Raw genomic sequence first — 12,347 nt, 5'->3', positions numbered from 1 at the left:
GTTACACATCCGGGTGTAGCGGGCCGGTGGAGTGTTGTAGTTCAGGCGATAAGGGGAGAGGTGGCAGAGTTAGTTGACGATGAGCACGAATTCGAATCCCCGGTCCGCCCCGTCATCACGCGCGCGCAGCGATAGCCGCACCCGCGACCGCGCCGCCGCCCGCAGCCGCTCCAAGGCACGGTCGCAGCGCGCCGAGCGCGCCCCGAAGCGCGACAATACGAAAGCGCCGGAAACCTGGCAGGAGCGCCTCCGCCACTACTTCGCGTTCGCCATTGTGCCGAACGCGGTGCTCGCACTCGGTGCCGTCGCGGTGTGCTTCGCGGTGCTCCTGATCGGCGGCTGGCCCCTGCCGTATCTGCCGCTGACGATCGGCGAGTTCTGGCTCGTCGGCCACGGTGTGCCCGCCACCATCGACGGGGTCACCCTGGGGGCAGTCCCGCTGCTGCCCGCCGTAGGCGTCGTCGCGCTGGTGGCGACCCGAGTGCGCGCGGCCACCGAACACCGCGTGAGCATCCTGGACCTGTGGGCGCTGCTCGGGCTCACGCTCGCCATCCCGCTCGTGCTCTCCGCCATCGCGCTGTTTATGGTCGCGGATGCTTCGGAGGTCTACGCCACCAGCGCCCCGCCCGCGTGGCAAGCGCTGAGCTACCCGCTCGCGCTGCACTTCATCGGCTTCTGCTTCGGCCTGCGCACCGTGCTGTGGCGCGCGCTGGCGAAAAGAATCAGCGTCCCGCCAATGCTTATCGACGCCGCGCTCACCGCCGCAGACGCCACCCGCAACCTGCTCGCCGCCGGTGGGGCAGTATTCCTCATCCTCTTGGCGTTTAACTACCAGCGCGTGGGCGAGGCCATCGCGAGCTTCCCCAACCTCGGGGCCACCGGCGGGGTGTGGCTTCTGCTTGTCTGCCTGCTCTACCTGCCGAATGCGGCGATCGCCACGCTCGCGGTGCTGCTCGGCGGTGCCTTCGAGTACGCGGGCGTGGCGACCTCCCTGTTCGTTACCGGCAATGTGGCGCTGCCGCCGCTGCCGCTGCTCGCTGCGGTGCCGGCGAGCGTGCCTGCCTGGGCACCGGTGGCGATGGTGATCCCGGCGGCCGTGATCGTCGCGTCGCTGTGGAAGGTGCGCCCGAGTGCGGCCACCGCGGGCGCGATCGGGGCGTGGTCCGGCGTCTACGGGCTCGTGCTTGGTGCGCTGGCCTCCGGTGTGGCGGGCGCGTACGGCACGGTCGGGCCGACCTACTGGATGCTCGGCGGGCTCATGTTCGCGTGGGTGGCCGTGATCGCGCTGTTGGTGTGGTGTGTGGCGTGGGCGCGGGAGTGTGGCGTCGAGAAGCATCCGGCCCCTGAAGCCGCAAAGCCTGAGGGCGACTAAGCTATGGGCCGTGAGTAGCCAACCTTTGTCCGTCGTGGTGCTGGTTTCCGGCACCGGAAGCCTGCTTAAGGCGATTTTGGACGATACAGCAAGTCCCTACCGCGTCGACCTTGTCGTCGCGGATCAACTTTGCGCCGGTATCGAGCGCGCGAAAAACGCCGGGGTCAGCACCGCGGTTGTCCCGGTGGAAGCAGACCGCGCCGCCTGGGACGCGGAGCTTGCCCAGACCGTGGCGAAAGCACGGCCGGACGTGGTGGTTTCCGCAGGCTTCATGCGGATTCTTGGGCCGGAGTTCCTCACCAAGTTTGAGGGACGCACCATCAACACTCACCCCTCCCTGCTGCCCGCGTTCCCGGGAGCGCACGCCGTGGATGATGCGCTGGATTACGGCGTAAAGGTCACCGGCTGCACGGTCCACTACGTGGACGCCGGAATGGATACCGGTGAAATCATCGCGCAGCGCGCGGTGCGCGTTGAGGAGGGCGACACGAAATCCACTCTGCACGAAAGAATCAAACAGGCCGAGCGCGAGCAGATTGTGGATCTGCTGCGTCGCGCCTCCATTTCCAACGGGAAGGTAGTCTTCAATGGGAATTCAGATTAAGCGCGCGCTGATCAGCGTCTACGACAAGACGGGCGTGGAGGACCTCGCCCGCGCGCTGGGTGAGGCCGGCGTGGAAATCGTCTCCACCGGCTCCACCGCAAAGCGCATCGCGAACGCCGGTGTCAAGGTCACCGAGGTCGCCGAGCTGACCGGCTTCCCCGAGGTGCTCGAGGGGCGCGTGAAGACCCTGCACCCGCGCGTGCACTCCGGCATCCTGGCGGACCTGCGCAAGGAAAGCCACGCGGAGCAGCTCAAGGAGCTGGGCATCGAGCCCTTCCAGCTGGTCGTGGTGAACCTGTACCCGTTTGAGGAGACCGTGGCCTCCGGTGCGGATTTCGACGCCTGCGTGGAGCAGATCGACATCGGCGGGCCGTCCATGGTGCGTGCTGCCGCGAAGAACCACCCGTCGGTGGCCGTGGTGACCAACCCCGCGCGCTACGCAGAGGTCATCGAGGCTGTGAAGGGCGACGGCTTCGAGCTGGAAGACCGCAAGCGCCTCGCCCTGGAGGCGTTTACCCACACCGCGCAGTACGACGCGGCGGTGTCCGGTTGGCTGAAGGGGCAGCTGGAGGCTGGCTCCGCCGAGGGCGACGAGCTGCGCTACGGCGAGAACCCGCACCAGGCCGCCCGCCTGGTCAACGAGGGCTGGGGGATTGCGAACGCCACCCAGTTCGGCGGCAAGGAAATGAGCTACAACAACTACCAGGACGCCGACGCCGCCTGGCGCGCGGCCTGGGACCACGAGCGCGCCTGCGTCGCCATTATCAAGCACGCGAACCCCTGCGGCGTGGCTGTCTCCGATACCTCCATTGCCGATGCACACGCGAAGGCGCACGCCTGCGACCCGGTCTCTGCCTACGGTGGCGTGGTTGCTGCGAACCGCGAGGTCACCGTAGAAATGGCCAAGCAGGTCCAGCCGATCTTCACCGAGGTCATCCTGGCCCCGTCGTACGAGGACGGCGCGATCGAGGTGCTCAAGGAGAAGAAGAACCTGCGCATCCTGCAGGTCGACCCGCAGCAGCCGGGCGAGGAGCGCCGCCAGATCTCCGGCGGCTGGCTTGTCCAGGAGCGCGACTCCTACCAGGCTGAGGGCGACGCCGCCGCAAACTGGAAGCTGGTCGCCGGCGAGGCCGCCGACGAGCAGACTCTGGCGGACCTGGAGTTCGCGTGGCGCAGCGTGCGTTGTGTGAAGTCGAACGCGATCCTGATTGCGGACAACGGGGCGTCGGTAGGCATTGGCATGGGCCAGGTCAACCGCGTCGACTCGGCCAAGCTGGCGGTCGACCGCGCGAACACCCTGGACGAGGGCAAGAACCGCACCAACGGCGCGGTGGCCGCTTCCGATGCGTTCTTCCCGTTCGCCGACGGCTTCCAGCTGCTCGCCGACTCCGGCGTGAAGGCCGTGGTGCAGCCTGGCGGCTCCATCCGCGACGAGGAGGTCATCGCCGCCGCGGAGACAGCCGGCGTGACCATGTATCTCACCGGCACCCGCCACTTCGCGCACTAATTCGCCGCTTTTCGACGCCGCGTGGCCTGTTTCAAGGCCACGCGGCGTTTGCATAGGCGGCATGTGCTTTTCCTGCTACCATCCATGTGTCTTTGCAGTTTGTACTAAAGGAGCACGCCCGTGTCTTCCCAGCTCTCTTCCCAGCCCTGGGCCAAGCAGATCATCGCTGCGCTGACGGCCATGGGCATCGCCCTGCCCGTCGTCCCACGTGTGGAGGAACTCCCCGTCATCGGGGATGCGTACGTGCAGGCCTACAACAACCTGCCTGCGAACGTGAAGCAGCAGGTGCCGCCGCAGCTGCGCCCCAAGCTGCCGGGGCAGGAGAAGAAGGCACCGGAGAAACCGACACCGGTTGCGCCCGACGCGCAGGCGAAGCTGCACCAGCTGGTCCAGGACGTGGTGGGTCGCCACGGCGGGCGCGCGGCGATTTCCATCGCTGGCGAGGGCAGGCAGATCACGGTGGGGGACAACCGGGCGGAGCCTGCGTTCTCCACGATGAAGGTGCCGCTGTCCATTGCGGCGCTGCGCCAGAACCCGGCATTTGCAGGTGACGCGCGCCTGGCGATTACCGTCTCGGACAACCCGGCGGCGCACCGCATGTTCGCGCAGGTGCCTGCTTCGGCCTACGCCGGCGTGATTGCCGAGGCCGGCTCAAAGACGACCACGCCCGCCGGCTACCAGATGAGCGCGTTGTGGACCACCGCGGATCAGGCCCAGTTCGCCTCCGGCCTGCGCTGCGTGAAAGGTCACGAGCCCGTGCTGGAACTCATGGGCCAGATCACCCGCGACCAGCGCTGGGGCCTGGGCCAGATCGGCGGTGCACGCTTCAAGGGCGGCTGGAACGTCCACCAGGGCGGGTACCTCACGCGCCAGTTCGGCCTGATCCCGGGCCCGAACGGTGACATCGCGGTGGCGATCACCGCGTTCAGCAACGGCGGCTACGCCGAGAGTACCCAGATGCTCAACGAACTCGCACGCGGCATTGAGGGAATGCGCGGCGGTTTACCAACCTCACGCTGCTAACCTCTTCCGAGATCTGGACGAAGACGAGCGCGCTGACGAAGAGCGCGGAGGAAGGCGGTAGCGCGTGGTCGACCCCGACGCACATCAGGGCGACGACCCGCCTACCGCAGAGCTTCCTGCACTCGCCCCTGAGGACACCCACGGGCAGGATGAGCTGTGGGACGACGATGTGGACGACGATACCGACGAGGGCCCCTCTGCTCGAAGCACCGGTGTCTGGGTCGTCGGAGTGTTAGTTGCGCTCGCAGCTCTCGTGATTGGTGTACTTCTCGCAGCCTCCGCCATGAGCCTTGCCAAGGGCGGAAAGACACCCGACCCTGTGACGAACACAGTCGTGGTGACGTCTACGCGACTGACTGAAGTGACCACGACGCGCGTCGTGACAACGCATCCACCAACCTCTTCAACGCCTGCGACAAAGACGGCAGCGACGAACACCACGACGAAGACCTCGCCGAAGAAGAGCACAACGAAGAAGACAGCAGGAAGTTCCACGAAGAGCGGATCGGCTTCCGCTAAGACGACGACAAGCTCGAAAAAGACCCTGAAAAAGACACCGAAAAAGACCACGACACCGACGTCGACGCGATAGCTTGCGCACAGTATTGCCGGAAAGTTTTTCGGTAACTTTCATGAAGTGTCCAGGGTTTGGCTATGATCTACTCGTATCCATTTGCAGACATACCCCGAGGCAGTAGCCGACATCGAGGGGAAAGGCCGATAGTGAGTAGACAATACGGACAGGGTGCCCCCAATCCAGACACTGAGCAGTGGGCAGTCCCCGAAGCCGGAGGACAGCAGTTTCCTTCCCAGGGCTATCCGCCCCAGCAGTACCCAGCACCTGCCTACGCGCAAAATCCGTACCCATACCCGCAGCAGAGCGGCAACAAGGCGTTGCCGTGGATCATTGGCGTGCTCGGTATCCTGCTCGCCACGGTCGTCGGCGTGGTGGCCTACCTGGGCGGCACGGGTGCCTTCCAGCGCTCGAGCGCCTCTCAAGACCCCGTCGTGGTCACCGAGGTAGAGACCCAGACGCTCAAGCAGGAACCGGCCCAGCAGCAGGCACCGGCACCCGCGGCGGAGCCCGTGTCGGCCCCGGCCGCGTCGCGCCAGGCGTATGGCCACTACGCGGCGGCGTCCAGTAAAACCTCGGGCCCGTTCGCGGCGAACGTGTACAGCGCTTTCGTGGACGCCTACAACAGCACGGGTAGCCCGAACGTCACGGTCAACGTCTACAGCCCCGTCACCGGCAGTACCTACACTATGTCGTGCAGCGGCGGGTCCACGGTGTACTGCTACGGCGGCGACAACGCGCGCGTGAAGATTTGGTAGCGCGTCGCACGCTCGGCGTACTTGCCGCAGCGGCCCTGTACCTGAGCGCCTGCGGGCCGACCGAAGCACCCCCGACGGTGGTGGTGACCTCCACCGAGTTCGTCCCGCCGCCAGCAGAGTCCGCGGAGCCCGCCCCAGCACCTGCGGATGTGCGCCCGCTTGTCGACGCCGCCGTGCAGGCCGCCTCGCACCTCGGCACCGCCGGCGCGGCCGTCGGCGGCCCGGAAGGCATCGTGGTTGCAGGACTCACTGAACCCACCCCGGCCTGGTCCACGATCAAGGTGCCGATCGCGGTCGCTGCCCTTCGCGCCGACCCGTCGCTAAGCGCGGACGCCGCAGCTGCGATTACCGCCTCGGACAACGATGCCGCCCAGCGCCTCTATGCGGTCGCGGGCGAGGCCGGGACAAACGCGGTGCTTGCTGAGCTCGGGCTTGCCACCGGCGTCAACACCGCCCCGCTTCGCCCGGAGTTTTCCACCTTCGGCCAAACACCCCTGAGCGTGGCGGACGAGGCGACCCTGGCCAACACCCTGGCGTGCGTGTCCGGGGCGGGCGAGGTGCTCGGGCTGATGGGTCAGGTCGACCCCGGGCAGTCCTATGGGCTCGGCACGCAGGGCGCGCTGTTCAAAGGCGGGTGGGGACCGGACGATTCCGGGATGTACCAGGTGCGCCAGTTCGGCCTGCTGCCGCGCGGCGACGGAACCTACGTCCCCGTGGCGCTCACGGCGCTGCCTGTCGACGGCACCTACGAAACCGGCCAGCAGATGCTTTCCGCGATGGCGCAGCGACTGGGGGAGCGGGCAGACTCTTTTGCTCCGGCGGCTTGCCAGCCCGCTGTCGGCTAGGCCTGCTCCCCGGATACCTTGGCCACCAGCTCGAGGGTGCGTTCACCGCGGCAGGAGGGAAGCTCCGCGTGGAGGACATCGAGCACGGCATCGGCGATCATGACGGAGGGGGCAGGCAACGCATCGTCGACAAGCGGATAGGGCGCGGTGCCCGTGTTATCGCGCATCTCGATCGCGGCGAGCGTCATGTGGAAGGGCAAGTCAATGCGCGGGTCGTCATCACCGACGATCTCCGCCGCCAAGTCGCGGTAGATGCCCTCCAGCTTCGCGCGGTCCTCGTGGTACTCCTTGAACTCCTCCGAGTCCAACGTGGGCAGCTGGTAGAGGCGGCCGATGTTCCAATTCGAGGAAAGCAGGATGCGCGTCTCCGCCGCGCACAGCGCCCACAGCTTCAGCGCGGGCGAGGCGTCGGACTCCGCCAGGTCCGAGGCTAGGTCCAGCGCGGGCTGAATCGTGCCCTTAAGCAGCGTGAGGAAGATGTCGTTCTTCGAGGGGAAGTGGTAGTAGAGCGAGGCCTGGCGGATGCCCACGGCCTCTGCGATCTGGTGGGTAGAGGTGGTGGAGAAACCGCGGCGGGTAAACAGCTCCGAGGAAGCGTCGAGGATCTCCTCGCGGGCGGTCTTCCCGCGGCGGCGGGGCCGGTTCTTGCGGGGGCGCCCTACGGTTCGCGTCATGCGCTGCTCCTCTCCATGTGCCTTACGTGCCTGACTAGTTTACTGCATCTCTATCTTTCAATCGGTTGAAAGGTAGTTTTGCGCGGAGGTGGGGTGCTTAAGGAATGAAAAGCGCCCGCCACGTACTCACGATGAGGACGGGGCGGGCGCTTTTTAAGTCGAAAGACTCTACGCTGCTGTCAACCGCTGCTTAGCGGGTGGTGAACGGCAGGAGAGCCATCTCGCGCGCGTTCTTGACTGCGGTAGCAACCTGACGCTGCTGCTGCGGGGTCAAGCCGGTGACGCGGCGGGAACGGATCTTGTGACGATCCGAGATGAACAGACGCAGGGTCTCTACATCCTTGTAATCGACCGACTCAATGCCCTTGGCCTTGAGCGGGTTCTTCTTCGGGCGGCGGGACTGCTCCATGCGCGCCTTGCGGTGATTATTGCGCTTCATTGGTCAAATCCTCCTTACCACGAAGACTTACGAACGCCAGGCAGCTCACCACGGTGAGCCATCTCGCGCATACGGACACGGGACAGACCGAACTTGCGGAGGTAACCGCGCGGACGGCCGTCGTGGGAATCGCGGTTGCGCACGCGCGCGGGGGAAGCGTCACGCGGCTGACGGTTCAGCTCGAACTGTGCTTCCAGGCGATCCTCGTCCGAGGTCTCGGGGTTGCGGATGATTGCCTTGAGCTCGTTGCGACGCTCAGCGTAGCGAGCAACGATTTCCTTGCGCTTCTCGTTCTTAGCGATCTTGGACTTCTTCGCCATTCTTTATCGCTCCTCGCGGAATTCAACGTGCTTACGCACAACCGGATCGTACTTCTTCAGCGTGATGCGATCCGGGTTGTTGCGCTTGTTCTTGCGGGTGACGTAGGTAAAACCAGTGCCCGCGGTGCTCTTCAGCTTGATGATCGGGCGAATATCGTTACGTGCCATTAGATCTTCTCACCTCGTGCGCGGATCTTTGCCACGACGGACTCGATGCCGTCACGGTCGATGATCTTCAGACCCTTGGTAGAAACGGTCAGAGTAATGGTACGGCCCTCGGAGGGCAGGTAGAACCGGCGCTTCTGCACGTTGGGGTTCCAACGGCGCGAGTGGCGGCGGTGCGAGTGCGAGACGGTCTTGCCGAACTGCGGCTTCCGTCCCGTGACCTGGCAATGTGCCGACATGGGTTGACTTCTTTCTCTTCTGCCGCCCACGCACTGATCACTTGTGAGGATGACGCCACTGACAAAGCGGTGTGAGGGTCCGCGAAAAGCGTCGAGTGCAATCGGTTGACGTAGGCGTAAACGTGTACTTCGACAACAGCGAGAGTCAACAATACATGTTTCGCGCCAAATCTCCTAATCTCATGCGACCGCGCTTCCCAGCCACACGGCCAGCGGGGCCAGCACGCACCCGAAGGCGATAAACACGCGCCACGGGATCTGTATCCCCGCGCGCTTGAGCTGACTGTGCCACAGGAGTGTAGCCAGCGAGGCCCAGGGCGTAATCAGTGGCCCGAAGTTCACGCTGACGAGCAGCTGCATCGGCTCATCTCCCTCCAAGAGCAAGTACGCCGGGAGGTTGTTGACCAGGTTTGCGGCAACCGCGCCAGAAAGTGCAGCGGGAGCGTCGGGGTGCAGTGGCGGCAGCAGCGCTACTGCAGAGGAGATGGCGACCACAAGCGCCAGCGACTGCCACGGCACAAGCTCGCTGCGCTTTTCGACGCCCATCGCCAACGCCATCGCCACAGCGCCGACCACGCTGGTCACCCAAAAGGGGATTGGGGTGAGTAATGCGACAACGGTCAGCCCGAGAATCCACAGCGGAGCGCCGGGGTGAGGCGGGGTGCTCGGGGAGTGCTGCTGCTTTTCCGCGGCAAAGATGAAGCGCGCAACGTAGGAAGCCGCGACCGCTACCGCGATACCGACGAGAGCTGGCCGCCAGGATGAGGCGACAAAGTCGTATGTGCCCGAATAGTGCCTCAGCGCCAAAAGGTTGGTCAGGTTGGAGACCGGGAGCAGCATTGAGCCGAGGTTGGCGATCCACACCACTGACAGCGATAAGGCCACGACGCTCAGCCCATTACGCCGCGCCACCGCCACTGCCAGCGGCGTAAGCATGATCGCCGTGGTGTCCAGGGAGAGGAAGATGGTGACCAAGACACACAGCACGAGAAAAGCCGGCCAGACGAAGCGCGTGCGCTCGATCCGTGCGGCAAGCGCCTCGAAAACACCCGCCTGTGCGGCGAGGTTGACCATCGCCGACATCGCACCTGCAAAAACCAACACGGGCAACAGGCGCGCGGCCACTGCCGTGGCGGCAGAGGTGTCCGTCAGCGCTAGGACGGCGAACAGCACGACGGCAGCCGTTGGCCAAAATATAGAGGTAAGGCGCACGGAGGAAGAGTCTAGATCCCCAAAGCCTTGGCTAACCTCAAGGCAAGCACCGTGCGGTCACGCGCTTCGAGTTTCCGGAGCAAGGCAGACACGTGGTTTTTCACGGTCCCTTCGGCGAGGAAGAGCACACCGGCAATTTCCTGGTTGCTCATTCCTCGTGCGACCTGCTCAGCGACGGAGCGCTCGGTCGGGGTCAAGATTGCCAGTTGCGGGTTCCCCGCAGCGTAGCGGGCGATGCGCGGGTCGAGGACGAGGCCGCCCTGGGCGGTGGCGACGATGGCGTGTGCCAATTCTTCCGGGGATACATCTTTCAGGATGTAGCCGGAGGCACCAGCGTCGAGCAGGCTCGTCACCAAGTTTGCGTCGTCGAACGTGGTGAGCACGAGAACAGGAATATGCGGGCTGCAGGCGCGCACGACCCCGAGCCCATCGGTTCCCGGCATGGCGGCGTCGGTAACCACCACGTCGACGTTGTGGCGGCGGGCGAGCTCCAGCGCTTGGGCACCGTCGGTAGTCGTGGCGGCGACCTCGACTCGGTCGTCGGTGTCCAAGATGAGTCTGAGGCCGCGCAGGAGCATCTCGTGGTCGTCGATAAGCAGCGCGCGTATGGTCATGACTTCTCCTTGAGGTGCAATTCGATGCGGAACCCGCCGTCAATGCCGCCGTGGGCGAGCGTAGTGATCTCGCCTCCGAGGCCTGCTGCGCGTTCGCGAAGCGAGGTGATGCCGAACGCCTCCGGCCCGGTCGTGCCTATGCCGCTATCGGTCACGGTCAGAGTCCGGCGATCAAGCACGATCTGGGCTTTCGTCGCGTGCGAGTGGCGCAGCACATTGGTCAGCGCCTCCTGGCAAAAGTGCAGCATGAGCATCTGTTCTTCGGTGGAGTACTTCGCCTGTGGCGCGTAAGAAGCGTGAGAGAACTGGACGTCCAAAGAGGTGGTGGCGAAAGACTCCGCCAAGTGGGACAGCGCGGACTCGATGTCCTCATCAGGGTGCGCGGCAGGCTTCATCGCGCGGACTGTCGCACGCATCTCGTGCAAGGCCTCCGAGACGCTTGCGCGTGCATGCGCGATCTCACTATCACGCTTGTCCGGGTCGGGGATCCGGAGCGCATAGTCGAGGCTGAGCCCGATGGTGGTGAGGCGGTGCCCGAGGGCGTCGTGAAGCGTTGCCGCGATTCTTTCGCGCTCCCTTGCCATCGCCATATCCTGCTGGTGCGCCTCGTGCCAGCGCTGCCGAGCAACCGTGGAAGCCAGGTTGAGGCCTGCTGCGGCTGCAGCGGCGCCGGCGAGAGTCTCGAGTGCGACCTTGCTCACCGGGGCCTGGACCTTGAGCTGTACGAGAAAGGAAGCCACGACGATCGCACCAGCGTAGACATAGGCTGCCCGTTTGCCCAGGCTCACGTGCACCGCAACGACCGCGCACCATAGGACGAGGATGCTGATCGGGTTGTTTGCAGTGGCAAAGACGCCGAACGCGCACAGTGCGAAGCCCACTGCGGCAACCTTGTGCTCTGTCTTGCGCCACGCCACCCATGCCACGATGGTGGGCAGGGCGACCGTCAGCGCTACTCCCTGTCGCGCGAGCTCCGTGGGCGTGAAGTTGAGATACAGCAGGATGGTGAACACCAAGATGCTGTCCAAAAAATAGAGGTGGACACGGTTCATGGGCCCAACCTACCGGCTGGCACCCGTGACTCGGGTCATGGTTTTTGGTGACCGCATCCACTATTCACGCCCGCGTGCGCTCCATAAAGTCGTGCACCATGAACCCAAGAATTCCTGTCAATGCATTCGGTCTTGTGCTTCGCGCCCTCATCGCTATGGGCGTGCTCATGGGAGCAAACTTCGCTCGGGTCCCGCTCGCCCCCTACGTGGATGAGACACTCCTGTTCTGCCTGACTCCAGTCCTGGTGGTCGCGTTCGTCGTCGTGTGGGTGCGCTACGTTGAGCGCTCCAGCATCAATTGGCGCGGGGCCTGGGGGCTTGTCGGCGGTACGCTCGTGGTCGCCGTGCCGATGCTCGCAGGCTGGGCAGTACTCGCGGCGATCCTCGGGCCCGAGCCGACGGTACCTGAAGCAGTTGATGCCAGCGACTACCCACTGGTCGCAATCATCGCATGGATCCTCGTGCGCGCATACCTGCTACAAGGCATCCCCGAAGAGCTGCTTTATCGCGGCTGGCTTTTCGACGTCACGCGCCACCGCGAGGTGCTGACCATCGCCTGGACGACTGCCGCCTTCACGTTGATTCACCTGACTTCTTCCGGCGGGCAACAAAGTGTGCTGGACCACGTCGTCTACCTGGTGATGCCCTTCGGGATGTCCATTTTGGGTGCGGCGCTGGTCTACCGCTTTGGCAGCTTCTGGTGGGCCGCAGGCTCGCACGGCGGGATGCACCTCATGCTTGCGGTGTTGAGCTTGGCCTATCCGGTTGAGCTGGGCAACGCTGCGTGGGTAGTGCTCGGCCTGGCGCAGGCGTTGGCTGGGGCGGTGGTGCTGTGGCGTCGAAAAGCGAAAGCACGCGATTAGGAGAAAGTGCCGCGGAGAAGTATAATTCTGCAGGTTGTTCAGCAATCGCTGTGCACTTGACCATTTTCGCACCCAACTCAGGCACG

General features: G+C 64.9%; 16 protein-coding genes. 8 read left to right on the top strand and 8 right to left on the bottom strand.

The window, feature by feature from the left end:
- Positions 1-79: 79 nt before the first annotated feature.
- The 7 genes from HMPREF2990_RS11650 (at position 80) to HMPREF2990_RS11620 (ending at position 6,683) form a co-directional block, all read left to right on the top strand.
- Positions 80-1,372 (top strand): cell division protein PerM, encoded by a 1,293-nt coding sequence (locus HMPREF2990_RS11650; protein ID WP_070764769.1) that lies wholly within the window; start codon positions 80-82, stop codon positions 1,370-1,372.
- Positions 1,373-1,382: 10 nt separating this feature from the next.
- The gene (purN, locus tag HMPREF2990_RS11645) at positions 1,383-1,976 is read left to right on the top strand and encodes a phosphoribosylglycinamide formyltransferase (RefSeq protein WP_210399985.1); all 594 of its coding nucleotides are present in this window, start codon (positions 1,383-1,385) and stop codon (positions 1,974-1,976) included.
- Positions 1,960-3,483, top strand: coding sequence for a bifunctional phosphoribosylaminoimidazolecarboxamide formyltransferase/IMP cyclohydrolase (gene purH / locus HMPREF2990_RS11640; RefSeq protein ID WP_070764768.1), 1,524 nt, complete (start codon positions 1,960-1,962; stop codon positions 3,481-3,483). Before purN ends, purH begins: the two co-directional genes overlap by 17 nt.
- A 120-nt stretch (positions 3,484-3,603) precedes the next feature.
- On the top strand, positions 3,604-4,506 hold the full coding sequence (locus HMPREF2990_RS11635; protein ID WP_083317173.1) for a serine hydrolase: 903 nt from the start codon (positions 3,604-3,606) through the stop codon (positions 4,504-4,506).
- A gap of 64 nt (positions 4,507-4,570) precedes the next feature.
- The gene (locus HMPREF2990_RS11630; RefSeq protein ID WP_070764767.1) at positions 4,571-5,098 is read left to right on the top strand and encodes a hypothetical protein; all 528 of its coding nucleotides are present in this window, start codon (positions 4,571-4,573) and stop codon (positions 5,096-5,098) included.
- Positions 5,099-5,229: 131 nt separating this feature from the next.
- Positions 5,230-5,838 carry a hypothetical protein gene (locus HMPREF2990_RS11625; protein ID WP_141757915.1) on the top strand — a complete coding sequence of 203 codons (609 nt, stop codon included), beginning with the start codon at positions 5,230-5,232 and terminating at the stop codon, positions 5,836-5,838.
- Entirely contained in the window at positions 5,832-6,683 is an 852-nt protein-coding gene (locus tag HMPREF2990_RS11620; protein ID WP_246817552.1) for a hypothetical protein, read from the top strand. Before HMPREF2990_RS11625 ends, HMPREF2990_RS11620 begins: the two co-directional genes overlap by 7 nt.
- On the opposite strand, the gene HMPREF2990_RS11615 is transcribed toward HMPREF2990_RS11620, so the two are convergent.
- From HMPREF2990_RS11615 to HMPREF2990_RS11580, 8 genes are all read right to left on the bottom strand, one after another.
- Positions 6,680-7,357 (bottom strand): TetR/AcrR family transcriptional regulator, encoded by a 678-nt coding sequence (locus tag HMPREF2990_RS11615; protein WP_070764766.1) that lies wholly within the window; start codon positions 7,355-7,357, stop codon positions 6,680-6,682. The genes HMPREF2990_RS11620 and HMPREF2990_RS11615 overlap by 4 nt on opposite strands.
- Positions 7,358-7,547: 190 nt before the next feature.
- Complete coding sequence (gene rpsR / locus HMPREF2990_RS11610) at positions 7,548-7,796, bottom strand: 30S ribosomal protein S18 (protein WP_038589193.1); 249 nt, start codon at positions 7,794-7,796, stop codon at positions 7,548-7,550.
- Positions 7,797-7,810: 14 nt separating this feature from the next.
- Complete coding sequence (gene rpsN / locus HMPREF2990_RS11605) at positions 7,811-8,116, bottom strand: 30S ribosomal protein S14 (RefSeq protein ID WP_038589196.1); 306 nt, start codon at positions 8,114-8,116, stop codon at positions 7,811-7,813.
- 3 nt (positions 8,117-8,119) lie between these two features.
- Complete coding sequence (gene rpmG / locus HMPREF2990_RS11600; RefSeq protein WP_006841072.1) at positions 8,120-8,284, bottom strand: 50S ribosomal protein L33; 165 nt, start codon at positions 8,282-8,284, stop codon at positions 8,120-8,122.
- Positions 8,284-8,520 carry a 50S ribosomal protein L28 gene (rpmB, locus tag HMPREF2990_RS11595; RefSeq protein WP_038589200.1) on the bottom strand — a complete coding sequence of 79 codons (237 nt, stop codon included), beginning with the start codon at positions 8,518-8,520 and terminating at the stop codon, positions 8,284-8,286. The genes rpmG and rpmB overlap by 1 nt, the downstream gene beginning before the upstream one ends.
- A 180-nt stretch (positions 8,521-8,700) precedes the next feature.
- Complete coding sequence (locus HMPREF2990_RS11590) at positions 8,701-9,732, bottom strand: SLC13 family permease (RefSeq protein ID WP_246817551.1); 1,032 nt, start codon at positions 9,730-9,732, stop codon at positions 8,701-8,703.
- Between the two features lie 11 nt (positions 9,733-9,743).
- Complete coding sequence (locus HMPREF2990_RS11585; RefSeq protein ID WP_070764764.1) at positions 9,744-10,346, bottom strand: response regulator; 603 nt, start codon at positions 10,344-10,346, stop codon at positions 9,744-9,746.
- A complete protein-coding gene (locus tag HMPREF2990_RS11580; RefSeq protein WP_070764763.1) occupies positions 10,343-11,398 on the bottom strand; it encodes a sensor histidine kinase in 1,056 nt (351 codons plus the stop codon). Before HMPREF2990_RS11580 ends, HMPREF2990_RS11585 begins: the two co-directional genes overlap by 4 nt.
- Positions 11,399-11,496: 98 nt before the next feature.
- On the opposite strand from HMPREF2990_RS11580, the gene HMPREF2990_RS11575 reads away from it, so the two are divergent.
- Positions 11,497-12,261 carry a CPBP family intramembrane glutamic endopeptidase gene (locus tag HMPREF2990_RS11575; RefSeq protein WP_083317171.1) on the top strand — a complete coding sequence of 255 codons (765 nt, stop codon included), beginning with the start codon at positions 11,497-11,499 and terminating at the stop codon, positions 12,259-12,261.
- Positions 12,262-12,347 lie beyond the last annotated feature (86 nt).

This window comes from Corynebacterium sp. HMSC071B10 (assembly GCF_001814825.1).
Taxonomy (GTDB): domain Bacteria; phylum Actinomycetota; class Actinomycetes; order Mycobacteriales; family Mycobacteriaceae; genus Corynebacterium.
The sequence above is the reverse complement of the archived record's forward strand: the minus strand, read 5'-3'. Positions and strand labels throughout refer to the sequence as shown.